The sequence below is a fragment of the Agromyces sp. NPDC055658 genome, from assembly GCF_053618155.1.
On record NZ_JBSHHD010000037.1, the window covers coordinates 1 to 24367 of the forward strand.

25 protein-coding genes are annotated in these 24367 nt (G+C 71.8%); 14 read left to right on the forward strand and 11 right to left on the reverse strand.

Annotated elements, in window-relative coordinates; genetic code table 11:
- Nucleotides 1–51: 51 nt before the first annotated feature.
- The gene (locus tag ACWGPE_RS15595) at nt 52–813 is read right to left on the reverse strand and encodes an SDR family NAD(P)-dependent oxidoreductase (protein WP_275506727.1); all 762 of its coding nucleotides are present in this window, start codon (nt 811–813) and stop codon (nt 52–54) included.
- 117 nt (nt 814–930) lie between these two features.
- Here ACWGPE_RS15595 and ACWGPE_RS15600 point away from each other — a divergent pair, with 117 nt between their 5' ends.
- Together ACWGPE_RS15600 and rpsO are read left to right on the forward strand one after the other, a co-directional pair.
- The gene (locus tag ACWGPE_RS15600; protein ID WP_452049033.1) at nt 931–1611 is read left to right on the forward strand and encodes a TetR family transcriptional regulator; all 681 of its coding nucleotides are present in this window, start codon (nt 931–933) and stop codon (nt 1609–1611) included.
- 153 nt (nt 1612–1764) lie between these two features.
- Nucleotides 1765–2034: a 30S ribosomal protein S15 gene (rpsO, locus tag ACWGPE_RS15605; protein WP_231431357.1), complete on the forward strand. Its 270-nt coding sequence runs from the start codon at nt 1765–1767 to the stop codon at nt 2032–2034.
- 135 nt (nt 2035–2169) lie between these two features.
- On the opposite strand, the gene ACWGPE_RS15610 is transcribed toward rpsO, so the two are convergent.
- Nucleotides 2170–2715 (reverse strand): CGNR zinc finger domain-containing protein, encoded by a 546-nt coding sequence (locus ACWGPE_RS15610; RefSeq protein WP_231431356.1) that lies wholly within the window; start codon nt 2713–2715, stop codon nt 2170–2172.
- Nucleotides 2716–2830: 115 nt separating this feature from the next.
- Between ACWGPE_RS15610 and ACWGPE_RS15615 the strand changes: the two genes are divergently transcribed.
- Genes ACWGPE_RS15615 through ACWGPE_RS15625 form a run of 3 tightly spaced genes read left to right on the forward strand, consistent with a single transcriptional unit; the run spans nt 2831 to nt 5444 of the window.
- On the forward strand, nt 2831–3883 hold the full coding sequence (locus tag ACWGPE_RS15615) for an EamA family transporter (protein WP_231431355.1): 1053 nt from the start codon (nt 2831–2833) through the stop codon (nt 3881–3883).
- Nucleotides 3884–3892: 9 nt separating this feature from the next.
- Entirely contained in the window at nt 3893–4780 is an 888-nt protein-coding gene (locus ACWGPE_RS15620; protein ID WP_231431354.1) for an LLM class flavin-dependent oxidoreductase, read from the forward strand.
- A gap of 37 nt (nt 4781–4817) precedes the next feature.
- Nucleotides 4818–5444: a hypothetical protein gene (locus tag ACWGPE_RS15625; RefSeq protein WP_376931080.1), complete on the forward strand. Its 627-nt coding sequence runs from the start codon at nt 4818–4820 to the stop codon at nt 5442–5444.
- 15 nt (nt 5445–5459) lie between these two features.
- Here the strand turns inward: ACWGPE_RS15625 and trxA are convergent, their stop codons facing one another.
- Nucleotides 5460–5849 (reverse strand): thioredoxin, encoded by a 390-nt coding sequence (gene trxA, locus ACWGPE_RS15630; protein ID WP_231431352.1) that lies wholly within the window; start codon nt 5847–5849, stop codon nt 5460–5462.
- 49 nt (nt 5850–5898) lie between these two features.
- Here trxA and ACWGPE_RS15635 point away from each other — a divergent pair, with 49 nt between their 5' ends.
- Nucleotides 5899–6807, forward strand: coding sequence for an alpha/beta fold hydrolase (locus tag ACWGPE_RS15635; RefSeq protein WP_376931079.1), 909 nt, complete (start codon nt 5899–5901; stop codon nt 6805–6807).
- Between the two features lie 50 nt (nt 6808–6857).
- On the opposite strand, the gene ACWGPE_RS15640 is transcribed toward ACWGPE_RS15635, so the two are convergent.
- Nucleotides 6858–7664 (reverse strand): glycosyltransferase family 2 protein, encoded by an 807-nt coding sequence (locus tag ACWGPE_RS15640; RefSeq protein WP_231431350.1) that lies wholly within the window; start codon nt 7662–7664, stop codon nt 6858–6860.
- Between the two features lie 128 nt (nt 7665–7792).
- Here ACWGPE_RS15640 and ACWGPE_RS15645 point away from each other — a divergent pair, with 128 nt between their 5' ends.
- Together ACWGPE_RS15645 and ACWGPE_RS15650 are read left to right on the forward strand one after the other, a co-directional pair.
- Nucleotides 7793–9022: an LLM class flavin-dependent oxidoreductase gene (locus tag ACWGPE_RS15645; RefSeq protein ID WP_452049034.1), complete on the forward strand. Its 1230-nt coding sequence runs from the start codon at nt 7793–7795 to the stop codon at nt 9020–9022.
- Nucleotides 9019–9651, forward strand: coding sequence for an FMN reductase (locus ACWGPE_RS15650; protein ID WP_231431348.1), 633 nt, complete (start codon nt 9019–9021; stop codon nt 9649–9651). Before ACWGPE_RS15645 ends, ACWGPE_RS15650 begins: the two co-directional genes overlap by 4 nt.
- On the opposite strand, the gene ACWGPE_RS15655 is transcribed toward ACWGPE_RS15650, so the two are convergent.
- A complete protein-coding gene (locus tag ACWGPE_RS15655) occupies nt 9626–13657 on the reverse strand; it encodes a DUF3376 domain-containing protein (protein ID WP_452049035.1) in 4032 nt (1343 codons plus the stop codon). The genes ACWGPE_RS15650 and ACWGPE_RS15655 overlap by 26 nt on opposite strands.
- A gap of 314 nt (nt 13658–13971) precedes the next feature.
- Between ACWGPE_RS15655 and ACWGPE_RS15660 the strand changes: the two genes are divergently transcribed.
- Entirely contained in the window at nt 13972–14469 is a 498-nt protein-coding gene (locus ACWGPE_RS15660) for a hypothetical protein (protein ID WP_231431346.1), read from the forward strand.
- 73 nt (nt 14470–14542) lie between these two features.
- On the opposite strand, the gene ACWGPE_RS15665 is transcribed toward ACWGPE_RS15660, so the two are convergent.
- Both ACWGPE_RS15665 and ACWGPE_RS15670 read right to left on the reverse strand, forming a co-directional pair.
- Nucleotides 14543–14749, reverse strand: coding sequence for a dodecin family protein (locus ACWGPE_RS15665; protein WP_231431345.1), 207 nt, complete (start codon nt 14747–14749; stop codon nt 14543–14545).
- A gap of 86 nt (nt 14750–14835) precedes the next feature.
- Nucleotides 14836–15027, reverse strand: a complete 192-nt coding sequence (locus ACWGPE_RS15670; protein WP_231431344.1) for a DUF5302 domain-containing protein — start codon at nt 15025–15027, stop codon at nt 14836–14838.
- 339 nt (nt 15028–15366) lie between these two features.
- Between ACWGPE_RS15670 and ACWGPE_RS15675 the strand changes: the two genes are divergently transcribed.
- Nucleotides 15367–17649 (forward strand): polyribonucleotide nucleotidyltransferase, encoded by a 2283-nt coding sequence (locus ACWGPE_RS15675; protein ID WP_231431343.1) that lies wholly within the window; start codon nt 15367–15369, stop codon nt 17647–17649.
- A 180-nt stretch (nt 17650–17829) separates the two neighbouring features.
- On the opposite strand, the gene ACWGPE_RS15680 is transcribed toward ACWGPE_RS15675, so the two are convergent.
- The 4 genes from ACWGPE_RS15680 to ACWGPE_RS15695 are packed head-to-tail and all read right to left on the reverse strand — an operon-like array spanning nt 17830 to nt 20139.
- Entirely contained in the window at nt 17830–18051 is a 222-nt protein-coding gene (locus ACWGPE_RS15680; protein ID WP_231431342.1) for a hypothetical protein, read from the reverse strand.
- Nucleotides 18051–18710: an ArsR/SmtB family transcription factor gene (locus tag ACWGPE_RS15685; RefSeq protein ID WP_231431341.1), complete on the reverse strand. Its 660-nt coding sequence runs from the start codon at nt 18708–18710 to the stop codon at nt 18051–18053. The genes ACWGPE_RS15680 and ACWGPE_RS15685 overlap by 1 nt, the downstream gene beginning before the upstream one ends.
- Nucleotides 18711–18759: 49 nt before the next feature.
- On the reverse strand, nt 18760–19665 hold the full coding sequence (locus tag ACWGPE_RS15690; protein ID WP_452049036.1) for an ATP-grasp domain-containing protein: 906 nt from the start codon (nt 19663–19665) through the stop codon (nt 18760–18762).
- A 9-nt stretch (nt 19666–19674) separates the two neighbouring features.
- Nucleotides 19675–20139, reverse strand: a complete 465-nt coding sequence (locus tag ACWGPE_RS15695; RefSeq protein ID WP_231431339.1) for an Lrp/AsnC family transcriptional regulator — start codon at nt 20137–20139, stop codon at nt 19675–19677.
- A gap of 165 nt (nt 20140–20304) precedes the next feature.
- On the opposite strand from ACWGPE_RS15695, the gene pdhA reads away from it, so the two are divergent.
- The 4 genes from pdhA (at nt 20305) to ACWGPE_RS15715 (ending at nt 24318) form a co-directional block, all read left to right on the forward strand.
- A complete protein-coding gene (gene pdhA, locus ACWGPE_RS15700) occupies nt 20305–21453 on the forward strand; it encodes a pyruvate dehydrogenase (acetyl-transferring) E1 component subunit alpha (RefSeq protein WP_231431338.1) in 1149 nt (382 codons plus the stop codon).
- Nucleotides 21450–22460, forward strand: coding sequence for an alpha-ketoacid dehydrogenase subunit beta (locus ACWGPE_RS15705; RefSeq protein WP_452049037.1), 1011 nt, complete (start codon nt 21450–21452; stop codon nt 22458–22460). Before pdhA ends, ACWGPE_RS15705 begins: the two co-directional genes overlap by 4 nt.
- A gap of 5 nt (nt 22461–22465) precedes the next feature.
- Nucleotides 22466–23869 carry a dihydrolipoamide acetyltransferase family protein gene (locus ACWGPE_RS15710; protein WP_231432354.1) on the forward strand — a complete coding sequence of 468 codons (1404 nt, stop codon included), beginning with the start codon at nt 22466–22468 and terminating at the stop codon, nt 23867–23869.
- 134 nt (nt 23870–24003) lie between these two features.
- Nucleotides 24004–24318: a 4a-hydroxytetrahydrobiopterin dehydratase gene (locus ACWGPE_RS15715; RefSeq protein ID WP_231431336.1), complete on the forward strand. Its 315-nt coding sequence runs from the start codon at nt 24004–24006 to the stop codon at nt 24316–24318.
- The last annotated feature ends 49 nt before the right edge of the window (nt 24319–24367 follow it).

The following is a 24367-nucleotide window of genomic DNA, read 5'->3' on the forward strand; positions in this document are numbered from 1 at the left end:
GCCTCGTGCCGCGGGTCGCGGCACGAGGCATCCGTCTCGTCGGATGGGCGATCAGATCGCCGACCAGCCGCCGTCCGAGGCGAGCACGACGCCCGACACGTTCGCCGAGTCGTCCGACAGCAGCCAGGTGATCGCGGCGGCGAGCTGCTCGGGCTCGGCCGGCACGAGCGCGAGCGCGCCGAGCACCGGGCCCAGCACGCGGCCCGCGTGCTCCGACTTGAAGGGCGCCTCGATGTTCGTCTTCACGCCGCCGGGCGCGACCGCGTTCACGCGGATGCCCGATCCCGAGTACATGACCGAGGTGTTCTTCGTGAAGCCCACGACGGCGTGCTTCGAGGTCGTGTACGCGGCACCGGCCGAGGCGCCGCGCAGGCCCGCCTCGCTCGTGACGTTGACGATCGAGCCCGTGCCCTGCTCGACCATCTTGGGCAGCACCGCGCGGGTGAGCCGCATGACGGCGGTGACGTTGACGTTCATGACCCGCTCCCAGGTGGCGTCGTCGACCTCGGCGGCCGGCAGGAAGGCGTCCATGATGCCGGCGACGTTCGCGAGCACGTCGACCCGGTCGCCGGCGGCGGCGACGAGCGCCTGCACGTTCTCCTCGACGGTGATGTCGCCCGCGACGGCGACGATGTCGAGCGAGGGGTGCTCGGCGACGAGTGCGTCGAGGCGCTCCTTCGAGACGTCGGCCGCGATCACGCGCGCGCCCTCGGAGGCGAGTCGCACGGTGGTCGCGAGGCCGATGCCGGACCCGGCGCCGGTCACGATCGCGACCTTGCCGTCGAAGCGTCCGGGGGTGATGGCGGTGTTCATTGCTGCTCCTCAGCGGTGAGTGCGGCGTCGTGGGATGCGCGGCGTCGCGGTGGGTTCGCCGGTCGGGTTCGCGACCGGTCCACCAGTTATAACACTGAGTGTCATAAAATGTTCCCCATGCGACCCCGGGCACGCGAGAATGGCGGTGTGACGATGGATGCCTCCCCGAACGCCCGCCCGACCGGCGACGGGTCCTCGCGTGCGGCCCGCGGGCGCCCGATCGAGGTCGACGCCGATGCGCTCGCGTCGATCGCCCTCGCCCTCTTCGCGGAGCGCGGGTTCGACGAGGTCACGATGGCCGACGTCGCCGACGCCGCCGGGGTGAGCCGCCGTACGCTCTTCCGGTACTTCCCGTCGAAGCCCGACCTCATCTGGGGCGGCTTCGACGAGGCCCTGGCGCGGTTCGAGTCGGCGATCGCGCCGGCGGCCGACCGGTCCCCGGCCGTCGGCGGCGGCGCGTCGGAGGCGGGCGGACGTGCGTCCATCGCCGCCATCCATCGCGCCTACGTCGCCATGGCCGAGTTCCCGCACGAGCTCATCGAGGTGACGCGGCAGCGCCTGCGCATCATCGATGCGTACCCCGCGGTGCTCGCCCACGGGCTCGCGAAGTTCGGCGCCGTGCACGAACTCCTCGAGCCGTACCTGGGCGACCCGGCGTCGCTTCGGGCGCACCTGCTCGCCGACCTCTACGTCACGACGGGCTTCAGTGCGATGCGCTGGTGGGCGCGCAGCGGCGACGGCACTCCGGCCGAGGCGGTCGACGCGGCGCTCACCCTGCTCGAGCGGCCGTTCGACTGAACTTCGGACGCGCTCCGCGTCGTGCTGGGTGGTCGGCCCCGAGGCATCCGCTCTGCTAGAGTATTGAGGTTGCCGTGAAACCGGCCGCGCATCAAGAGAGCCCAGGCATCCCGCCCCGGGCAGCGCGCAACGAGAAGAAAGGGGATCCCATCTATGGCACTCGAAGCAGACGTCAAGAAGGCGATCATCGAAGAGTACGCGACGCACCCCGGTGACACTGGATCCCCCGAGGTCCAGATCGCGCTGCTCACCAAGCGCATCAAGGACCTCACCGAGCACCTGAAGGAGCACAAGCACGACCACCACTCGCGTCGTGGCCTGCTGCTCCTCGTCGGTCAGCGCCGTCGTCTTCTCGGCTACCTCGCCGATGTCGACATCGCGCGCTACCGCTCGCTCATCGAGCGTCTCGGGCTGCGCCGCTAAGCACGGCAGTCCGCGCGGCTCTCGACGACACCGCGAACTTCTTGCGAAGGCCCCCGCCGAATCGGCGGGGGCCTTCGTCATGTCGGGATGCCTCGTGGTGATGCCGCAGATCCGACGGCCGGCTCGGCTCGCCGCTCAGGCGCTGCGCGCCCGGTGCGCCCTCGCCGCCATCCGGTTGCCGCAGCGCGTGCTGCAGTAGCGCCGCGAGGCGTTCTTCGAGAGGTCGGCGAAGATGCCGGTGCAGTCGTCGGCGGCGCACTCGCGGAGCCGGGCGGTCTCGTCGGCGCGCACGACGTCGACGAGCGCCATCGCCGCCTCGACGAGCATGCGCTCGGCGAGCGGCGCGTCGGGCGAGGTGGCGTGGATGTGCCAGTCGGAGCCGTCGTGGCGCACGAGGCGGGGGAGGGCGCGCGCCTCCTCGAGGATCGCGTTCACCTCGTCGACGACCTCGTCGCGCGGCCGGCCCCAGAGTGCGCGCAGCCGCTCGCGAGCCTCGCGCACCTCGTCGAGTTCGCGGGTGTCGCCGTCGTGCCGGCCCGAGTACTGCCACGCCGCGATGAGGGCGGTGAGCCGGGCCGTCGTCGCGAGCTCGTCGTCGCCCGACTCCGACGCGCCGGGCACGGTGTCGGCGAGGGCCGCCATGAACTCGAGCGCTGCGACGGTGTCATCGGTGAAAATCATTTGACTCCTGACCTTGGTGAGGGGTACTGTCACGAGCATAACGGTCTTCACTCATGACGCGGCAGTCTTTGCGGCGACACGCAGGGTGGCGGCGACGATCGGGCTGGGAGGCGACATGACGTCACGACGACGCGGGGTGCTCGGCATCGCGCTCGGACTCGCGGCAGGGCTCTCGTTCGGCATCGGCGGCGTGTTCGTGAAACCGTTGCTCGAAGCCGGCTGGTCGCCCGGCGCGGCGGTGCTCGCGCGCATCTCCATCGCCGCGCTCCTGCTCGCCGTCCCGGGCCTCATCGCGCTCCGCGGCGACTTGCGGCCGCTGTGGCGCGCCAAGTGGACCGTGCTCCTCTACGGGCTCGTGGCCGTCGCCGGCGTGCAGTTCTTCTTCTACGCCTCGCTCGAGCGCATCCCGGTGTCGATGACGCTGCTCATCGAGTACCTCGCCCCGATCGCGCTCGTCCTGTTCGCATGGTTGCGCACGCGGCGTACGCCGCAGCGGGTCGTGCTGGCCGGCTCGGTGCTCGCGCTCGCGGGCCTCGTGCTCGTGATCGGCCCAGGGGGCGGCGGCCTCGACCCGCTCGGGCTCGCCTTCGCCGCGCTCGCGATGATCGGCGTCTGCGTCTATTACGCGATCGGCGAGACGGCGGCCGACCAGCTGCCGCCCGTCGCGCTCATCGCCGCCGGCTTCGTCGTCGGCGCCGTCGCCCTCGCGGTCGCCGGCCTGACCGGACTGCTCCCGATGCAGGCGACGACCGCCGATGTCGCGTTCCTCGGCGCGCAGGCACCGTGGTTCGTCCCGCTCATCGCGGTCGGTCTCGTCTCGACGGCGTTCGCCTACACCGCCGGCATCGCCTCGATCGGCATGCTGGGCTCGCGGCTCGCCTCCTTCCTCGGGCTCTCCGAGGTCGTGTTCGCCGCGATCGCCGGCTGGATCCTGCTCGGCGAGGCCCTCGGTCCGCTGCAGATCCTCGGTGGGGTGCTCATCCTCGGCGGCATCGTGTGCGTCAAGCTCGAGCGGCCGGAGGCACGGGGAGTCCCGGCGGTCGAGCTCGGGGCCGAGCCGGTGCCGGTGACGGCCTCCCTGCCGGTCGTCGAAGGCCGGCGCGCAGCGCCGCCCGCTGCCGACGGGCGCGCGAGCGACCCCGCCCCGCACCCGCATCGAGCGGCCTAGGCTGGCGCCATGCGATTCGGCATCGTCATCCTGCCCCAGTTCGACTGGCCCGACGCCGCCCGGTACTGGCGCGCGGCCGAGTCCTACGGATTCGACCACGCCTGGACCTACGACCACCTCGCGTGGCGCAGTCTCGCGGGCCAACGATGGCATGCCACCGTTCCCACCCTCACCGCCGCGGCGATGGTCACCGAGCGCATCGGCCTCGGCACGTTCGTCTCGCATCCGAACTACCGCCACCCGGTCACCCTCGCGAAGGACATCGCGACCATCGACCAGATCGCGGGCGGCCGCGTGCTGCTCGGCATCGGCTCGGGCGGCACCGGATTCGACGCCCATGTGCTCGGACAGCCCCAGCTCACGCCCCGCGAGCGCGCCGACCGGTTCGAGGAGTTCGTGCACGGCCTCGACCGACTGCTCCGGTTCGAGGAGCCCGGCAGCGAGGGCATCTCGTTCGCGGGGGAGTGGTTCACGGCCGACGGCGCCCGCATGGTCGGGGAACCGGCCCAGCGACCGCGCATGCCGCTGCACCTCGCCGCGAACGGCCCGCGCGGGCTCGCGCTCGCAGCCGCCGTCGCCGACGGCTGGATCACCACGGGCGGCGACGACGACGGCACGGATGCCTGGTGGCAGGGCGTCGCCCGCCTCGTCGAGCGGCTCGATGCGGCGTGCGACGCGGCCGGGCGGGCGGGCGCGTCGATCGCGCGCACGCTCTCGCTCGACTCGGAGGCGCGGCTGAGCCTCGCGAGCGTCGGTGCCTTCGAAGAGGCGGTCGGGCGCGCCCGCGAACTCGGCTTCACCGACGTCGTCGCGCACTGGCCGCGGCCCGACGGCATCTACGCGGGTGACGAGCGGGTGCTCGACGAGGTCGCGGGCCGGCTCGACGCACTCCGCTGAACCCGGCTCCGAGGCATCCCGCGATAGCCTGTAGGGCGTGTCTGCGCCCCGCCGGAAGCCCCTGCTCGCCTGGGAGCCGCTGCCGTACCTCGTCGTCGTCGTGCTGCTCATCGCCACGAGCGCCATCCGCCCCGAGTCGCCGCCATGGCTGTTCTGGCCCTTCACGATCGCCCTCGTGGCCGCGATCGGCTGGGTCGTCGCCGGGCTCGTGCGTCGCCGCTCGACCAACCCCGACCAGTGGGGCGACCTCGCGACCCTCGACGGGCTCGAACTCGTGGACGCACCGCACCTCGAACGCGAGGTGCGCGCGGTCGCACCGGTGGCCGATGTCCGCAGGCACCAGCCCGCGATCGAGCTCGCGCGACTGCACGGCGGGCCCGACCAGCCGGCGGTCCTCGTGCCGCGGGCGAATCGATGGCTGTCGCGGCGGTACCGCATCGGCGTCCAGCTCGTCGGCGGCGACCGGCCCCGCCACGCCGGATTCCTCAGCGAGGCGATCGACGAGCACTGGCGCGATCGGCTCGACGCGCTCGCCCGTCGCGGCGGCTACGTGCGGGTGCCGGCCCGCATCACCGGCGCCGCACGCCCGTTCGGCGTCGAGCTCGACCTGTCAGGGCTCGAACACGCGGTGCCCGCGACGACGAGCACGCCGGAGGCGGGCTGAGCCGCCGATCGGACGTCAGACGCCGTCGGTACCCGTCGCCCGGCCGTCCTCCTCGGAGTCGAGCTGGGCGCGCACCTGGTCCATGTCGAGCGCGCGCACCTGCGAGACGAGCTCGTCGAGCATCGGGCGGGGCAGCGCGCCCGCCTGGGCGAACACGCCGATGCCGTCCTTGAAGGCCATGATCGTGGGGATCGACGTGATGTTCATCGCCGCGGCGAGCTGCTGCTGGTCTTCGGTGTCGACCTTCGCGAACACGAGGTCGGGATTCGCCTCGGCGGCCGCCTCGTAGTTGGGCGCGAACTGACGGCACGGGCCGCACCACGCCGCCCAGAAGTCGACGAAGACGGTGCCGCCTTCGAGGATGGTCTTCTCGAAGGTGTCCAAGGTGAGCGCCACGGTAGCCATCGTTCCAGCCTAGGCGACGAGTCTGAGCGGGCGCCGAGCCACTATCGTGATGGTCGTGGCGGCGATCGACGAGGCGAGGGTGCTCGACGAGGCGCTGCCCGACATCGACTGGCACGTGCTCCCGCCCGGCACCGAGCGCACCGACTTCGCCGGACCGAGCGGCCGGCTCGCCCGCATCGCGCTGGGTCCGCCTGACGGCCGCCGCGTCGTGCTCGTGCCGGGGGCGACGGGGTCGAAGGAGGACTTCGTCCTCATGATGCCGCTGCTCGCAGCGGCGGGCTACCGGGTCGAGTCCTACGACCTGGCCGGCCAGTACCAGTCGTTCGAGGCCGGCCCGTGGAACGTCGACCCGCCGCGCGCCCGCTACGATCAGCGCCTCTTCCTCGACGACCTGATCGCGGTCCTCGACGACGGGGCGGGCTCGGCGCACGTGCTCGGGTACAGCTTCGCGGGCACGCTCGCGGGCCTCGCCCTGCTCGAGCGACCCGACCGGTTCGCGAGCCTGACGCTCCTGAGCTCGCCGCCCGAACCCGGACAGGCGTTCCGCGGCGTGAAGCGGATCGGCGCGCTGAGCGGGTTCACGACGCCGCGGCAGGGCGCCGCGCTCATGCTCTGGGGCATCCGCAACAACCTCAACAGGGTGCCGCCCGGCCGGCTCGCCTTCGTGCGCGAGCGGTTCGCGCTCACTCGCCGTGACAGCGTCGACGACATCATCGGCCTCATGATGGCGACCCCCGACGTGCGTGCCGAACTCGCCGCGACGCCCGTGCCGAAGCTCGTCGCGGTCGGCGAGCACGACCTGTGGCCGCGCGAGCTGCACGAGCGGTCGGCCCGTGAGCTCGGCGCCCGGTTCGCCGCCTACCCGACGGGCCACAGCCCCTGCGAGACCGCGCCGCACCAGCTCGTGCGCGACATGCTCGCACTGTTCGACGCGAGCGGGCCGGTCGGCGGCCGGTGAACGGGATGCCTCGTGCGGGGCGCGTCGATGCATCCTCGCGCCGCCCGTGGTCAGGCCGGCAGGGCCTCGTCGCCGTCGGTGTCGCGGTCGACGGCCGTCTCGCGCAGCCCGGGGGCCTCCCAGACCCAGGCGGGAGCCCGGCGTCGCTCGGCACGGCGCGTGAGCGGCGGCCACTCGCGGGACTCGACCGACATCGTGTGGAACGCCATGCGGACCCGGCGCCAGAGCCCCGCCGCGCTGTCGAACGGGCGCGCGGACACCTCGACCGCGAGCCCGCGGTCGCGCACGACCGTCATGCCGGGCTGCATCCACCACGCGAGATCGAGGTCGTCGTGCACGTCGGCGCGGTCGCGGTGCACGAGGTGCCGGAGGCGCCGCCACGCGTCGGCTCGCATGGCGTAGTTGGAACCGAAGATGGGCGGGTGGCCGAGGAGCGCGCCGATCACGGTGAAGTAGCCGCCGATGTAGATGTTGCGCGCGATCCAGCGCACGAGCGCGGTGCGTCCGTAGAACGTGCCGCCGTTCGTGACGACGGTCGGCCGGTCGCGCGCCGACATGCGCCGCTCGATCTCCGCGAGCCAGTCGGGTGCGGGCACCGAGTCGGCGTCGAGGCGGGCCAGGATCTCGCCACGGGCGGCGTCGAATCCGGTCGCCGTCGCCGGCCAGATGCCGCGGTGCGGCTCGACGAGCACCCGTGCGCCGGCAGCGCGCGCGACGGCCGCCGTGTCGTCGGTCGAGCCGTTGTCGACGACGATCACCTCATCGGCGGCGCGGGTCTGGGCCGAGATCGCCCTCAGGCACGCGGCGAGGAACTCCGCATCGTCGAGACTCGGAATGACGACCGAAATCGTGCTCATCAGGCCGAGTGTATCGCCGCGCGAACGATCGGGCCGATCGGGAATACCGTGGCTACGACACCCGTTGGACCCGATGTATGCAAACGCATAGAATTGACGCATCACCAGATGAGCCCAGGAGCAGCATCATGCAGTTCGGTATCTTCACCGTCAGCGACATCACCCAGGACCCGACGACCGGTCGCACGCCGACCGAGGCCGAGCGCATCCGGGCCACGGTGACGATCGCCAAGCACGCCGAAGAGGTCGGCCTCGACGTCTTCGCGCTCGGCGAGCACCACAACCCGCCGTTCTGGTCGTCGTCGCCGACGACGACCCTCGCGTACATCGCCGGGCAGACCTCGACGCTTCAGCTGTCGACCGCGACGACGCTCATCACGACGAACGACCCGGTGAAGATCGCCGAGGACTACGCGATGCTCCAGCACGTCTCGGGCGGCCGCGCCGATCTCATGCTCGGCCGCGGCAACACCGGCCCCGTCTACCCGTGGTTCGGCAAGGACATCCGCCAGGGCCTGCCGCTCGCGGTCGAGAACTACGAGCTGCTGCACCGCCTGTGGCGCGAGGACGTCGTCGACTGGTCGGGCAAGTTCCGCACCCCGCTGCAGGGCTTCACCTCGACGCCGCGCCCGCTCGACGGGGTGCCCCCGTTCGTCTGGCACGGTTCGATCCGCACCCCCGAGGTCGCCGAGCAGGCCGCGTTCTACGGCGACGGCTTCTTCGCCAACCACATCTTCTGGCCCGCGTCGCACACCCAGCGCATGATCGCGCTGTACCGCCAGCGCTACGAGCACCACGGTCACGGCACTGCCGCGCAGGCGATCGTCGGTCTCGGCGGGCAGGTGTTCATGCGCAAGAACTCGCAGGACGCGGTGCGCGACTTCCGTCCGTACTTCGACAACGCGCCGGTCTACGGGCACGGGCCGAGCCTCGAGGAGTTCACCCAGCAGACGCCCCTCACCGTCGGCAGCCCGCAGGAGGTCATCGACAAGACGCTCGGCTTCCGCGACTACGTCGGCGACTACCAGCGCCAGCTCTACCTGCTCGACCACGCGGGGCTGCCGCTGAAGACCGTGCTCGAGCAGCTCGACCTGCTCGGCGGCGAGGTCGTTCCGGTGCTGCGCGAGGAGTTCGCGAAGAACCGCCCGGCCGAAGTGCCGGATGCCCCGACGCACGCGTCGCTCGTGCGCGCGAAGTACGGCGACGAGGCGCCTCGCCAGGCGACGCCGAACGCCAACCGCGGTGACAACCTCACCGTCGGCTCGCCCTACCAGGACACCGATGTCGACGCGACGGCCGCGCGGCAGTCCGGGTCGGCCTTCGGGCCCGCCGCGACCCGTCAGGGGGTGGCGCGATGACCGCCAAGAAGATCGTCGTGGTCTCGGCCGGCCTGTCGACGCCGAGCTCGACCCGTCAGCTCGCCGACCGGCTCGCCGCCGACGCCGTGGCGGCGCTCGGCGAGCGCGGCGTCGAGGCCGAGGTGCGCACGTTCGAGTTGCGCGAGCTGGCCCACGACATCACGAACCACCTGCTGCTCGGGTTCGCACCGCCGAAGCTCGAGGAGGCGCTCGACGCGGTCGCGTCGGCCGACGGGCTCATCGCCGTCACGCCGATCTTCACCACGAGCTACGCCGGGCTCTTCAAGTCGTTCATCGACGTGATCGACCCGCAGGCGCTCACCGACCTGCCCGTGCTGATCGGTGCGACCGGCGGCACGCCGCGGCACTCGCTCGCGATCGACTACGCGATCCGCCCCCTGTTCACCTACCTGCACGCGGTGCCGGTGACGACCGGCGTCTTCGCGGCGACGAGCGATTGGGGCGGCTCCGACGGCGACGGCGTGCGTTCCCTGCCCGACCGCATCTTCCGCGGGGCGGAGGAGTTCGCAGATCTCGTCGAGCGCACCGACCGCTCGCAGCTCGTGAACGATCCCTTCCAGCTCGACCGGCCGTTCGGTCACCTCATCGGCGGACTGGCGGGGGAGTAGCGGTCTCCTCCTGAACCCCGACCGGCTCCGCGTGCTCGCGAGGCCGGTCGGGCGCCGTGGCCGGGCGCGGCCGACGCGATCCGTGGTCGCGGCGTTCGACCCGGCGCTCGCCGTCGGCGTCGTGCGGACGATCCACGAGCGAGCCCGGCGTCAGGTCGTAGACGCCGTCGTGCGGCTTCGCCGCCGGCCCGGTCTCGATGCCGCGGAACCAGGGCGCCCACCAGAGCACCGTCCCGGCGACCCACGCGGAGACGAGGAACGCGATGGCGGTCTGGAGCGCCTCGAGGCCGGCCGCCGCCTCGACCTCGGGGCGGAGCGCACCGTCGACCAACGCGTTCGTGCCCGTGTCGACGTCGAGTGCGTCGAACTGCGAGATCGATTCGAAGATCCATCCGGTCAGCGCCACGGCGAGCGCGGTGAGCACGCCGGCCACGAGCACGACCGCGATCAGCTGTCGCCACCGCATCGCCTGCGCGAACAAGGTGGCGGCGAGCGCCGCCGCGACGACGGCGGCCGCCGTCGCCCCCGGGAGCATGCCGGACCACGGTGCATCGAGGCTCGTCGCCATGCTGCTGAGGACCACGGCGAGCTGGGCGGTCACGGCCACGGCGGCCGCACTGAGCACCACGGCGACGACCCAGCGCCAGGGCCGTGAGGGGCGGGCCGAGGGAACCGTGCGGAGGCGCCTGCCTGCGATCTCGGCCACCGCGACTGCGGCAAGGAGCGTCACCCAGAACGGGACGCCCCACAGCGGGTAGTAGAGGCAGGCGAGCACGAAGAGGCCGATGAAGCCCAAGGCGAGCACGACGAGCGCTGCCCGCACCGGCCGAGACCGCCGTTCGGCATGGTGGATCACCGCGAACTGACGCGAGTCCGCGTTCGTCACATCGGCGACGATGCGGGCGTGCGCCCGGTGCGCCCGGGCGCTCGAGACGAGCCGCAGCACGACGAACGCGACGAGCGCCGCCGTGACGACGGCGATGAACGCGCCGCTGTCGCCGATGGTCGCGGAGGGCTCGAGCGTGCTGTCGAGCTGCGGCCAGGTGAGCAGCACGCCGCAGGCGATGATCACCGATGCGAGGACGAGTCGCGGTGGAGACAGCAGCGTCGGGACGAGGACGAGCAGTGGTCGAAGCAGCCAGTGCATCAACCGCGTCGGCGAACCGCCGCCGCTTCCGCGCACCATCGCGGCCGAGACCGTCCGAACCGTTCGCGAGGCCAGAGCGAGCCGATAGCCCGAGCCGAGCGCCTCGATGTCCTGGGCGCCGCGCACGAACTGCCCGCGGATGCCGTCGGGCTCGCCCGACGACACCGCATCGGCGTAGGGGCGCGCGCCGGCATCGCGATCGAGTTGCCGGAGGAGAGCGTCCTGTACGCGCTCGACGGCGTCGTCGACGTCGAGCGCGCCGCGCGGCGGGTCGGCGGCCGGCCGGTCGGGGCCCTGGTCGGTCGCATCCGTGCCGTCGGGCGCCGGCGCGGCCTCCATGCTGTCGAGCAGCCGGACGAGCCCGGCCGCGGCGTCGAGGCGGCCCCACCACCAGTCGTTGCGACGCCACGCACGGCTCATGAACCCCGCGAAGGCGGCGATCCGGAGGCCCGCCAGCTTCGAGGTCGAGCGGAGTGCGCCGTCATCGAGCAGTCGCGCGACGGTCTCGCGATCGAGCTGAGAGGGGTCCTTCGCGAGAACCGCACGGTACCCCTCCAGGATCTGTGCGTCGAGCAGCGTGCGGAAGTGACCGACCCTGGCGGGCTGCGTGTCCGAGCCGATCGTGTGGAAGCGGATCGTGGAATCGGGCAGCGGAATGCCGCTGCCGCCGAAGATCAGCGGGAGTTCGCGCGCGAGCACGATGCGCTCGCCGGGCGCGGGGAAGCGGTGCCACGGCGAGTCCGACCACCGGGTGGACCGATCGCTCGCGAGTTCCACCCCGGCGTGCTGCAGCCAGCCGACGATGCCGTCGAGCTCCGCCCACAGTGCGTCGCGGCCGCGCGGGGATGCCGCATTGCCGGCGAGCCACGCGACGGCGAGGTCGCGGGCACGTTCGGGAGTGAGCGAATGCTCCTGGCGCGACATCCCGTCGACCTCGTCGACGACCCCGGAGACCGCTGCGTCGCGGTAGTCGCGCGCGCGCCGGAGGGTGGCGTAGAGCGCCTCCCGAACGGCCTGGCGAGTGCGGTCGGCGGTGCCCGGACGGTCGCCGAGCACGGCGTCGAGCTCGGCGAGCCCGATCGAGCGGAACGCGTGGTCCTCGATGGCCCTCACCCACGCGAGGCACGCGAACGCGGCGTCGACGAGCGCCTGCGCGCCCTTCGAGATCGCGTCGGGCGGCACGCCGTCGATGCCGTCGGCGACGAACTCGCCGATGACGGAGCGGAGCACCGGGGCGAACCGGCCGATGTCGAGGCGGTCGAGCGCGCGGTGCGGCGGACGTTCGAGGAGGTCGGTGCCCAGTGCCCACTCGCCGGGGCGGGTCAGCACGTCGCGGAGGAGCTCGAGATCGGTCGCCGAGCGCATGCTCGCGTACGCGAGCTCGTCCGGTGTCGCTGCGCCGTCGGAGCCGGTCGCGGGGCGGGTGTCGAGTCGAACGGCCAGCAGTGCGCCACGACCCTTCGCGACGATCTGCGAGGTGCGTGCAGCATCGACGCCGTCGATCTCGTCTTCGCCGTTCTCACCGCTCGCGCGCTTCCGCACCGCCGCGAGGATGGGTGAGAGGAACCTGGAGAGCGGGTCCTGCCGCTCGGTGCGGGGATCGGGCGGGAGCTCGGGAACGGGTCCCTCGTACCGATTGGCCCGGATGAGCCAGTGCGACGTCTCCTTCGGCGATGGGTCGAGGTAGACGAGCACCCGGTTCACGTGCTCGTTCGCCGGGATGTTGCGCACCGCCCGCAGCGCCCGGTCGATCGGGATGTTGTCGAGCACGCCGCCGTCGACGACGCGGAAGGGATGGTGCGCGCCGTCGACGCGATGCGCACTGAACACGTTGCGCATGTCGGGCGGGTTCGTCACGACGTCGGGTGCGGCCAGGGCGTCGTCGCTCGAGTAGATGAGCGCGGGCTCGAAGGCGCCGGGGAACGACGAGGTCGTGCGCGCCGCGTACGCGATCCGTCGTACGTCGCGGTCGAATCGGACGTTGCGGGGATCGTTGAGCCGGTCGACCCTCGGGACGGCCCGGTCGGGTACCGGGTCCCCGTCGGTGCCGACGAAGCGGAAGTGCGCGTGACCTTCGGCCGCACTGCGTTCGCTCGTGTCACGGCCGTCGATCAGCGTCGCCGACAGGTCGACGACGACGTGCGGTGCGATGAGCGCTCGCCGGCCGGATGTCGGGATCTCGCCGTCGGCGGGGCGGCCGATGTCGGTGAGCTCCTTCGTGAGCTCGCTCCAGAAGTACTCGTCGCCGCGGAACACGGAGTCGAACGCCGCCGGCTTGCCGGGTTGCAGCAGGCTCCACGCCGACCCGGCGCGGAGCCAGACCGGCAGGAGGCCGTTGACGTCGACCCCGGCGCGCTGGGCGACCGCGTACATGACGGCGTTGAGGCCCCCGGCGCTCGCGCCCGCGAGCACGTCGAACTCGACGCGGTCGTATCCGCGCGAGTACAGGAGCCGGGCGTAGAGATCGGCCCGCTCGACGAGGCTTCGATCGGGAGCCGTGTCCGAGGGGTCGATGAGCAGCGCCTGCGCCGCCGGGTCGGACTCCGTTCGGTAGATGCGGATGTGCCGGAGGATGTCGAGCTCGGCGACGGCCCCGCCGATCCAGACGGCGAGGCTGACACCGCCCTTCATGGCGAGTGCGACGCGCAGGCCGCGCGAATGGAACGGCCGGGCGCCCTCGGGCAGGTACACGCGCGGGTTCGGGTCGGGCACCGAGGCCGGCCCGTGCCGGCCGGGTGCGGCGTCGGTGCCGGCCGGGTACGGGAAGTCGCCGTACTCGAGGTCGCCGTCGCGCCCGCGGGGCCGGGCAGGATCGAGCACGAGCTTCACGTAGTCGTGCGGCACCGTCGCATCGGACATCGCGGACTCCTTCGTCCCAGCCGCGGCCCGTCGACGGGCGGGCCGCGCACAGCGTAGGACGGCGTTCGCGGCGAGGCATCAGGGAAGGCACTGAAGACGCTGGTCGCGCCATGATTCCTTTGGAATCCCACGAAGCAAGGTGAGAGATTCTCGATATCACTCGTGCGACCGTCCTCGCGGCGGTAGCCTTGCAATCGGGACGCGGCCGGAGGGCCGCGAACGCCACGCGCATTCCGATCGGGGCGGGTCACGAGGTCTCGCGGGTCGACGACGGCCGGGTCACCGGTTTCGAAACCCGATCGGAAGGATCCACCATGTTGATTCGCAAGGCCATGGCTGCACTCGCCGCAGCTGCGGCGCTCGTGCTCGTCGGCGCGGGCCCCGCCATGGCGGGCGGCAGCCCCCACTTCATCAAGAGCGCCACGAGCGCGTCGGCCGACGGGACCAGCCTCGTCGTCCAGTTCAAGGAGGCCGGCCTTTCGTCGGGCTCCATCGAGACCGTCCAGGCGACGGCGCATCTCGACGCCACGTACCAGTGCATCAACGGCGGGGGCAACAACCCGAGCGATCCGAAGAAGACGACCATCTCGCAGGACGTCTCGGAGAGCGGGGTCTTCACCGCCGGCAAGAACGGCAACCTCGTCGGATCGCTGACGCTGTCGCCGCCCGCGGCGGCCGACGTGCTCGACTGCCCGAACGGCCAGACGTCGACGTTGACCGCGGTGACCTGGTCGAATGTCAGGGTCGACGACCTGACGAGCGGTGCCTCGATCATGTTGAAGGGCACGTTCAGCTCGGGCTCACCGGTCTGATCGGCACGCACGCACCCGGCGGGGGCGCGGCTGCGCCCCCGCCGGCTCGTGTGCCGGCCCGCGGCGTCGACGCTCAGTCGTCGAGCACGAAGGTGACCTCGAGCGTCACCGACCAGGCCGTGATGCGGCCATCGGCCGCCTCGACCTTCTGCTCCTTGACCCACGCGCCGCTGACGTTGCGAAGCGTCTCGGCGGCGCGGGCGACGCCCGCGGCGACCGCGTCGTCGAAGCTCACCTCGGAGCGGACGGTGATGGTGGTGACTCGTGCGACGGAAGACATGGGTTCCTCCTCGATTCCATCGGCGTACCGCCCATCATCCGCCTCACGGCGCGCGACCGCGAGGGGTTGACCGGTGCGGGCCCGCGTCAGCCGCTCTTGCGGCGGAACTCGCGCTTGTGCGAGGCGGGGCCGTGCGCGTCGTGCGCCTGGCCGCCGCCGTCGAGGTGCGCCTCGCCCTCGCGCTGCTTCGATGCCTTGTTCTTGCGCTCGAGCGCCTCGCGGAACTTGCGCTTGGTCTCGTCGGTAGGGCCCGCGGGCTTCGCGTCGTCGGATGCCATGGGTTCGAGTCTGGCATGGATGTCGCGGCGGATGCCCCACGAGCGGAGGAGCGGCGAGCACGATCCGGAGCGTCGACCACGCGACATCCGCAGTTCACGGCCAGAAAATGCGCGCTCTGCTAGCATGGCAGGCGGTCACCCGTGCGATTCGTCGCGGGTGCCGTCTGGAGCAGGCCGGCAGGAAGCTGGTCCCCTGTGGTGGATCACCGAGCACGCATCGGTGGACTTCTACTGGTGGCCAGCGTGAACGCAAGCTCTTGCGATTCGTAATGCCTGTTCCTGCTCCTTCGTACGAGTCGCGCCCACACGGGGTGCGACGTTAAACAAAGGAGAGGCCTCTTGGAAGGTCCTGAAATCACGTTCGCCGAGACCGTCATCGACAACGGCAAGTTCGGCACGCGTACCATCCGCTTCGAGACCGGCCGCCTCGCCCAGCAGGCGCAGGGCTCGGCCGTCGCGTACATCGACGAAGAGACCATGCTGCTCTCGGCGACGAGCGTCTCGAAGCAGCCGAAGGAGCACTTCGACTTCTTCCCGCTGACGATCGACGTCGAAGAGCGCATGTACGCCGCGGGCCGCATCCCCGGCTCGTTCTTCCGTCGCGAGGGCCGCCCCTCGACCGAGGCGATCCTCACCTGCCGGCTCATCGACCGCCCCCTGCGCCCCTCGTTCGTCGAGGGCCTCCGCAACGAGGTCCAGGTCGTCGTCACGGTGCTCGCGATCGAGCCCGACGAGCTCTACGACGTGCTCGCCATCAACGCCGCCTCGCTCTCGACCCAGCTCTCGGGCCTGCCCTTCTCGGGCCCCGTCGCCGGTGTGCGCGTCGCGCTCATCGACGGCCAGTGGGTCGCGTTCCCGAAGCACTCGCAGCTCGAGGAGGCCGTGTTCAGCATGGTCGTCGCCGGCCGCGTCGTGACCGAGGCCGACGGCTCGCAGGACGTCGCGATCATGATGATCGAGGCCGAGGCGACCGACAACGCGTGGGACCTCATCCAGGGCGGCGCCGTCAAGCCGAACGAAGAGGTCATCGCGCAGGGCATCGAGTCGTCGAAGCCCTTCATCAAGCAGCTCGTCGAGGCGCAGCTCCAGGTCGCGAAGACGGCCGCCAAGCCGGTCGCCGACTACCCGACGTTCCCGCCCTACCAGCCCGAGGTCAAGGAGGCCGTCGCGGCCTTCGCCGGCGCCGAGCTCAAGGACGTCTACCAGATCGCCGGCAAGGTCGAGCGCCAGGACGCCGACGACGCCCTCAAGGCGCGCACCAAGGAGCACATCGCGGCCAAGGTCGAGGCGGGCGAGCTGCCCGAGTCGGCCATCGCCGAGGTGTCGGCCGCATACAAGTCGGTCACGAAGAAGGTCATGCGCACGCGCGTCCTCGAAGAGGGCGTCCGCATCGACGGTCGCGGCCTCGCCGACATCCGGCCGCTCGACGCGGAGGTGCAGGTCGTGCCCCGCGTGCACGGCTCGGCGATCTTCCAGCGCGGCGAGACCCAGATCCTGGGCGTCACCACGCTGAACATGCTCAAGATGGAGCAGCAGATCGACTCGCTCTCGCCGGTGACGAAGAAGCGCTACATGCACAACTACAACTTCCCGCCGTACTCGACGGGTGAGACGGGTCGTGTGGGTTCGCCGAAGCGTCGCGAGATCGGCCACGGCGCCCTCGCCGAGCGCGCCCTCGTGCCGGTGCTGCCGTCGCGCGACGAGTTCCCCTACGCGATCCGCCAGGTGTCGGAGGCGCTCGGCTCGAACGGCTCCACCTCGATGGGCTCGGTCTGCGCGTCGACGCTCTCGCTGCTCAACGCGGGCGTGCCGCTGAAGGCCCCCGTCGCGGGCATCGCGATGGGCCTCATCTCCGACACCGTCGACGGTGAGACCCGCTACGCGGCGCTCACCGACATCCTCGGTGCCGAAGACGCCCTCGGCGACATGGACTTCAAGGTCGCCGGCACGAGCGAGTTCGTCACCGCGATCCAGCTCGACACGAAGCTCGACGGCATCCCCGCGTCGGTGCTCGCCGGCGCGCTGACCCAGGCGAAGGACGCCCGCACGACGATCCTCGCCGTGCTCAACGCCGCGATCGACGCGCCCGACGAGATGGCGCCGACCGCGCCGCGCGTCATCAGCGTGCAGATCCCCGTCGACAAGATCGGCGAGCTGATCGGCCCGAAGGGCAAGACGATCAACGCCATCCAGGACGAGACCGGCGCCGAGATCTCCATCGAGGAGGACGGCACCGTCTACATCGGCGCGACCGACGGCCCCTCGGCCGAGGCCGCCCGCGCCCAGGTCAACGCGATCGCCAACCCGACCAACCCCGAGGTCGGCGAGCAGTTCCTCGGCACGGTCGTGAAGATCGCCGCGTTCGGTGCGTTCGTCTCGCTGCTGCCCGGCAAGGACGGCCTCCTCCACATCTCGGAGGTGCGCAAGCTCGCCGGCGGCAAGCGCGTCGAGAACGTCGAAGACGTTCTGGGCGTCGGCCAGAAGATCCTCGTCGAGATCACGAAGATCGACGACCGCGGCAAGCTCTCGCTCGCCCCGGTGCTGCAGGAGGACGCGGACTCCGAGGGTCGCGGCGCGACCGGCGAGCACGCCGAGGCTCCCGCCGAGGGTGCCGACGCGTAATCGCACCCAGCACGCACGCGGATGCCCCGCCCGATCCATTCGGGCGGGGCATCCGTCGTTCACGGCCGGGGGAGGCCGGCCGCCGCCGCTTCGGTGATCCGCACCGATTCGGAACGATGCGGATGCCTCGCTCCGAAGTCGTGGCGATCGCCGAACTCCCGGCGCGGCGCGTGAGCCGGCTCAGAGCAGGCGGGTCGTGGCGCGGCCCGTGAGCGCGTCGCGCTCGGCCAGCGCCCTGCGGGCGGCGGTCCGCGCCTCGAGCCGGTCGAGCTGGCGTTCGCGGTCGTTGCGCCGGCTCGCGAGCCGGAGACCCCAGCTCGCGAGGCCGAGCCCGCCGCGCACGGCGAGTGCGGCGAGGGCGCCGGCGCCGGGAGAGAGGGGAGAGAGGGTTGCGTTCGTCATCATCGCTCCTTCGGAGTCGTGGTGTCGTCGGTGACCTGCCCGCGCACGAGCGGGAAGGCGTTGAGGTGGATCTGCACCGGGCGCGAGCCCGGCGACGGGGTGAGCTTGTAGAGGTCGCCGTACTTCATGAAGACGACGTCGAGCTCGGCGACGAGTGCGCCGAGCTGCTCGGCGGTGAGCCGGAGGTTGATCGTGTCGCTCGTGGCGATGTCGAGCCATTCGGCGTCGAAGATCTGGTCGCCCTCGGTGACGAAGTCGCGGAAGTTCTGCTCGCGTGTGCGCATCCACTCGTCTTCGACGAGCTTGGCGGCGAGTCGTTCGGCGCTGCCCGGCGGCAGCGAGCGGGCGTCGGGCACGGCGACCGAACCGGGCACCCGCTCCCACCAGCGTTCGCGACCCTTGCCGCGAGCGGTGTTCTCGCGCACGAGGCCGGACCGCTCGAGCTGGCGCAGGTGGTAGCTCATCGACCCGCTCGATTCGCCGAGTCGTTCGCCGAGCCCGCTCGCGGTGAGCGGGCCGTAGGCCGACAGCTCGTCGTAGATGCGCACTCGCAACGGGTGGGCGAGCGACTTCAGCGCCGAGGTCGACAGCACATGGTCGATGCCGGGGTGGCGGGTGCTGCTCGGCTGGTCCTCGAAGTTCTCCGGTGTCGTCGTCATGTTGCAAAGATAGCGCTGCAAAGAAAGCTTTGCAAGAGTTTGTTTGCAATCAATCGTTTGCAACTCTGTCCCGGTCGGTGCCGAGCCGGGCGATCGTCGCCTCGGCGAGGCGTCCGGCGCTGCCTGGAGCGAGATCCAGGTACAGCATCGGCTCGATGAGCTCGAGCTCGAGCACGCCGAGACGGCCGCCGAACCGGACGACGTCGAACCTCGCGTACAGGAGGTCGAACGGCAGCACTGCGAGCATCGCCTCGACCGCGGCGAGGTCGTCGGGGTCGGGAACGACGCGCTCGATCGACCCGCCGTAGATGCCATGGGCGCGGAAGTCGCCGGCGGCCGGGCGCTTGCGCAGCACGTGGCTGTGCGTCCCGCCCAGGAACGCGAACGACAGTTCGCCCTCCGCGACGATCGATGCGGCGAACGGCTGCACCATGACCTCGGCGTCGTGCGGGAGCGCCTCGAGCATCGCGGCCAGGTCGCTCGCCGTCGTGCGGACGACGCCCGACCCGCCGACTCCGATCGCCGGCTTCACGACGAGCTCGTCCCAGCCGGCGTCGTCGACCGCGGCGAGCACCCGTGCCGCATCGACCCGTCGCCCGCGCACGACCGGCACGATCGGCACGCCCATGCGCTCGAGGTCGTCGAGGTAGCGCTTGTCGGCGTTCCAGCGCACCGCGTCGACGGGGTTGAGGAGGAGGCACCCCGAGTGCGCGATCCCGTCGGTCGCCTCGAGGAACGCGTCGACGTGGTCGACGTAGTCCCAGGTGCTCCGCAGCACCGCGGCGTCGTAGCGACTCCAGTCGACGGTCGGGTCGCTCCAGGCGACGGCCTCGGCGTCGACGCCGCGTTCGCGGAGCGCCTCGAGCAGCCGGTGGTCGTCGGCGAAGAGCGACTCCACGTCGGGGATGCGCCACGTGACGAAGCTCGGGAGCCGCTCGCATCTCACGACCGCCACGTGCATCGGTCAGCTCCCCGAGGTGAGCAGCGGTCCGAGTCGATAGGGGATGAGCTCGCCCATCGCGAGCGAGGTCTCGGTGCGTTCGACGCCGTCGACCGCGAGGATCTCGCCGTCGATGCGGAACAGGTCGTGCGCATCTCGGCAGACGACGCGCACGAGCAGGTCGATCGACCCCGAGAGCCCGTGCGCCTGGATGACCTCGGGGATCTCGGCGATGCGGTCGACCACGTCGCCGAGCAGCTTCTGCCGGACGTGGACGGCGATGAACGCCTCGAGCGGGTAGCCGAGCGGCGTGGGGTCCATGCTGCGCTCGAACGAGAGGAACGCCCCGGATGCCTCGAGCCGCGCCATCCTCGCCTGCACGGTGTTGCGCGACAGGCCGAGCCGATCGGCGAGGGCGACCACCGTGGCGCGCGGGTCGGGTGCGAGCGCCGAGAGCAGGGCGCGATCGACGGCGTCGTAACCGGTCATATCGCCAGACGATAGCACGCATCGCTCGGCTTCGACTTGGCAACATGCTCAAGCGATCGGTGCATGCTTGAGCGGTGTGACCGATCGACGTATGCTCGCCGTATCCGGCAGAGCGGCCGGTGCGGGCTGCCCACGAAGCGGGTCCGCCGAAAGCGAGGATCGACGATGACCCCATCCGACCGAGACGCCACGGGGCTGTTGACGCGCCCCGATCCGTTCGTCCAGCTGATCACCCCGACGGGCGAGCGCGTGCGCGACGACGTCCACGACCCGTGGGTCCGCGACATCGACCTCGATGTGCTCGCGCGGCTGTACCGCGACATGGTCGTCGTGCGCCGGCTCGACACCGAGGCCACGGCCCTGCAACGCCAGGGCGAACTGGGCCTGTGGCCCCCGCTGGCCGGCCAGGAGGCCGCCCAGATCGGGTCGGCGCGCGCCCTCCGCGGCGACGACTTCGTCTTCTCGAGCTACCGCGAGCACGCCGTCGCCTGGGTGCGCGATGTGCAGCCGGCCGAGCTCCTGAGCGTGTGGCGCGGCACCGCCGCGAGCGGGTGGAACCCCTACGAGCACAACATGGCCGTGCCGCAGATCATCATCGGCGCGCAGGCGCTGCACGCCACCGGCTACGCGATGGGAGCCCGCTGGGAGGGCACCGACACCGCGGCCATCGCCTACTTCGGCGACGGCGCGACCAGCGAGGGCGACGTCAACGAGGCGCTCGTGTTCGCCGCGAGCTTCGACGCCCCCGTCGTGTTCTTCTGCCAGAACAACCAGTGGGCGATCTCCGAGCCGGTCGGACTGCAGTCCAAGCAGCCCCTCGCGCGTCGCGCCGACGGCTTCGGCATGCCGGGCATCCGCGTCGACGGCAACGACGTGCTCGCCGTCCTGGCGGCGACGCGCATCGCACTCGATCGCGCCCGCCGCGGCGAAGGGCCGACCTTCATCGAGGCCGTCACCTACCGGATCGGCCCGCACACCACCGCCGACGACCCGACCCGCTACCGTACCGAGCCCGAGCTCGCCGAATGGCGCGAGCGCGACCCGATCGCGCGCGTGCTGGCGTTCCTCGAGGCCTCGGGTGTCGACGCCGAGGGCCTGCAGCGCGACGCGCAGGCCGAGGCCGACCGCGTCGCCGCCGACCTGCGCGCGGCGATCACGACGCTCGCCGACCCCGAACCCATGTCGGTGTTCGACCACGTCTACGCCGAGCCGAACAGCCACCTCGACCGCCAGCGCGACCACTACGCCCGCTACCTCGCGATGTTCGACGACGCGAGCCACGAGGCATCCGGCTCTGAAGGAGGCGCTCGATGACCCAGCTGACCCTTGCGAAGGCCCTCAACGCGGGGCTGCGCCACGCGCTCGCCGACGACGAGAAGGTCGTGCTCATGGGCGAGGACATCGGCACGCTCGGCGGCGTGTTCCGCGTCACCGACGGGCTGAAGGCGGAGTTCGGCGCGCACCGCGTCGTCGACTCGCCGCTGTCGGAGGCGGGCCTCATCGGAACGGCGGTCGGGCTCGCGTACCGTGGATTCCGCCCCGTCGTCGAGATCCAGTTCGACGGCTTCATCTATCCCGGCTTCGACCAGATCGTCGCCCAGGTCGCCAAGCTGCACTACCGTTCGCGCGGCACGGTGAAGATGCCGATCACGATCCGCGTGCCCTTCGGCGGCGGCATCGGTGCGGCCGAGCACCATTCGGAGTCGCCCGAGGCGTACTTCGCGCACACGGCGGGCCTGCGCGTCGTCGCGTGCTCGAACCCCGCCGACGCGCACCTCATGATCCGCCAGGCGATCGCGAGCGACGACCCCGTGCTCTTCTTCGAGCCGAAGCGCCGCTACCACGTGAAGGGCGAGGTCGACCTCGACGCGAGCCTCGCCGACGCACCGCCCCTGGGCGTCGCGTCGACGCTCACCCGCGGCGACGACGTCACGCTCGTCACCTACGGCGCGCTCGTGCAGACCGCCCGTGACGCGGCGACGGCGGCGGCGGAAGACGGCGTCTCGATCGAGGTCATCGACCTGCGCTCGCTCGCGCCGATCGACTACGCACCCGTCGAGGCGTCGGTGCGTCGGACGGGACGCCTCGTGATCGCGCACGAGGCGGGACAGCAGGGCGGCATGGGCGCCGAGATCGCGGCGTCGATCACCGAGCGGTGCTTCGAGTTCCTCGAGGCGGCGCCCGTGCGCGTCACCGGCCACGACATCCCGTATCCGCCGGCCAAGCTCGAACGGCACCACCTGCCCGACCTCGACCGCATCCTCGACGGGGTCGACCGGGTGCTCGGCCGTCCGAACTCGCTGAGCGGAGTGGAGGCATGACGACGATGATCCGCGACTTCCCGTTGCCCGACCTCGGCGAGGGCCTCACCGAGAGCGAGATCGTCGCCTGGCGGGTCGCCGTCGGCGACCGGGTCGAGCTCAACCAGATCGTCGCCGACGTCGAGACCGCGAAGGCCGTCGTCGAACTGCCGACGCCGTACGCGGGGGTCATCACCGCGCTGCATGCCGCCGAGGGCGAGACGGTCAACGTGGGCGAGCCGCTCTTCTCGTGCGACACCGGTGAACCGCTCGACGACGGCGAACCGGTCGGGGCGGCGGATGCCTCCGAGTCGGGCGCCTCGACCTCCGATGCCCCCGAGCCCACGCTCGTCGGCTACGGTGCGCGCGACGAGGGCGGCCCGAAGCGGCGTGCGCGCCGCGCGCCCGGCGGTGCCGCTTCCGCGGCGGCGACAGCACGCACCGGCACGCCCTCCGCGACGTCGGCGGAGGCGACGACCGGGCCGGCCGCCGCCGAAGCGCCCGCGCAGGCGGGGGAGCGGCCCGAGCGACCCCGCTCGACGCCGCCGGTGCGCAAGCTCGCCCGTGACCTGGGCGTCGACCTCGAACAGATCGCGGGCACCGGCCCGCGCGGGCTCATCACGCGCGACGACGTCGAGCGCGCGGCGTCCTCGCCCGGGGTCGCGGCTCCCGCGGCCGGTGCCGTCGGCGCAGTGCCCGCCGCGGCGGCCCGCGGCCGTGCCGACCGCCCGGCGGAGACGCGCATCCCGATCCGCGGCGTGCGCAAGCACACCGCGGCGGCGATGGTGCGCAGCGCCTTCACCGCGCCGCACGTGACCGAGTTCCTCACCGTCGACGTCACCGAGACGATGGAGCTCGTGCGCAGCCTGCGCGAAGACCGCGCGCTCGCGTCGCACCGGGTCACCCCGCTCGCCGTCGTCGCGAAGGCGCTCTGCATCGCCGCTCGCCGCACGCCCGACGTCAACGCCCGGTGGGACGACGACGCGCAGGAGATCGTGCAGTTCGGCGGCGTCAACCTCGGCATCGCCGCCGCGACCGATCGGGGACTCGTCGTGCCGAACATCCCGGCCGCAGACGAGCTGACGCTGCTCGAGCTCGCCGACGCGATCACCGCGCTCGCCGAGACCGCCCGCGCAGGGCGCACGAGCCCCGCAGACCTCGCAGGCGGGACGATCTCGATCACCAACATCGGCGTGTTCGGCATCGACGCGGGCACGCCGATCCTCAACCCGGGTGAGGCGGCGATCCTCGCGATGGGGGCCGTGCGACGCCAGCCGTGGGAGCACCGCGGTGAGATCGCGCTGCGCGAGGTCATGACGCTCAGCCTCTCGTTCGACCACCGACTCGTCGACGGTGCGCAGGGCTCGCGGTTCCTCGCCGACATCGGCGCGATCCTGCGCGAGCCGGGTCGCGCGCTGACCATGATGTGACGGCCGGTACCGAACTCGGGAGATCGGCGGCGGCTCGCCGTTCCGTCGTGCGATCCGCGGCGGGCACCCCGGGTTCGGTACCGGGTGGGACCGCACCCCTACCGGCGGGTCGTCGCCCGGAGGATGATGGCAGCATGAACGACCCGCGGCGCATCCTCACCCCGGCCGAGACCGCCGACGACCTGGCGGGAACGGCGTTCGTGCACACCGGCGACCGGATCGACGGCGCCTACCGCACCGATGACTTCGCGAGCGCGGTCGAGCTGCTCGACGAGGTCGCTGCGGTCGCCGACGCCCTGAACCACCATCCCGACGTGCGGCTCGGCTGGGGGCGCATCGAGTTCGAGCTGAGCTCGCACGACGTGGGCGGCGTCACCTCGCGCGACGTCGAGCTCGCCCGCCGGATCGACGCGCTCGCCGACGGGCAGGGTGCGCGGCCCGGCAACTGACGGGCAGGGCGCGCGGCCCGGCAGTCGTCGCGAACCGCGCGGCACGCGA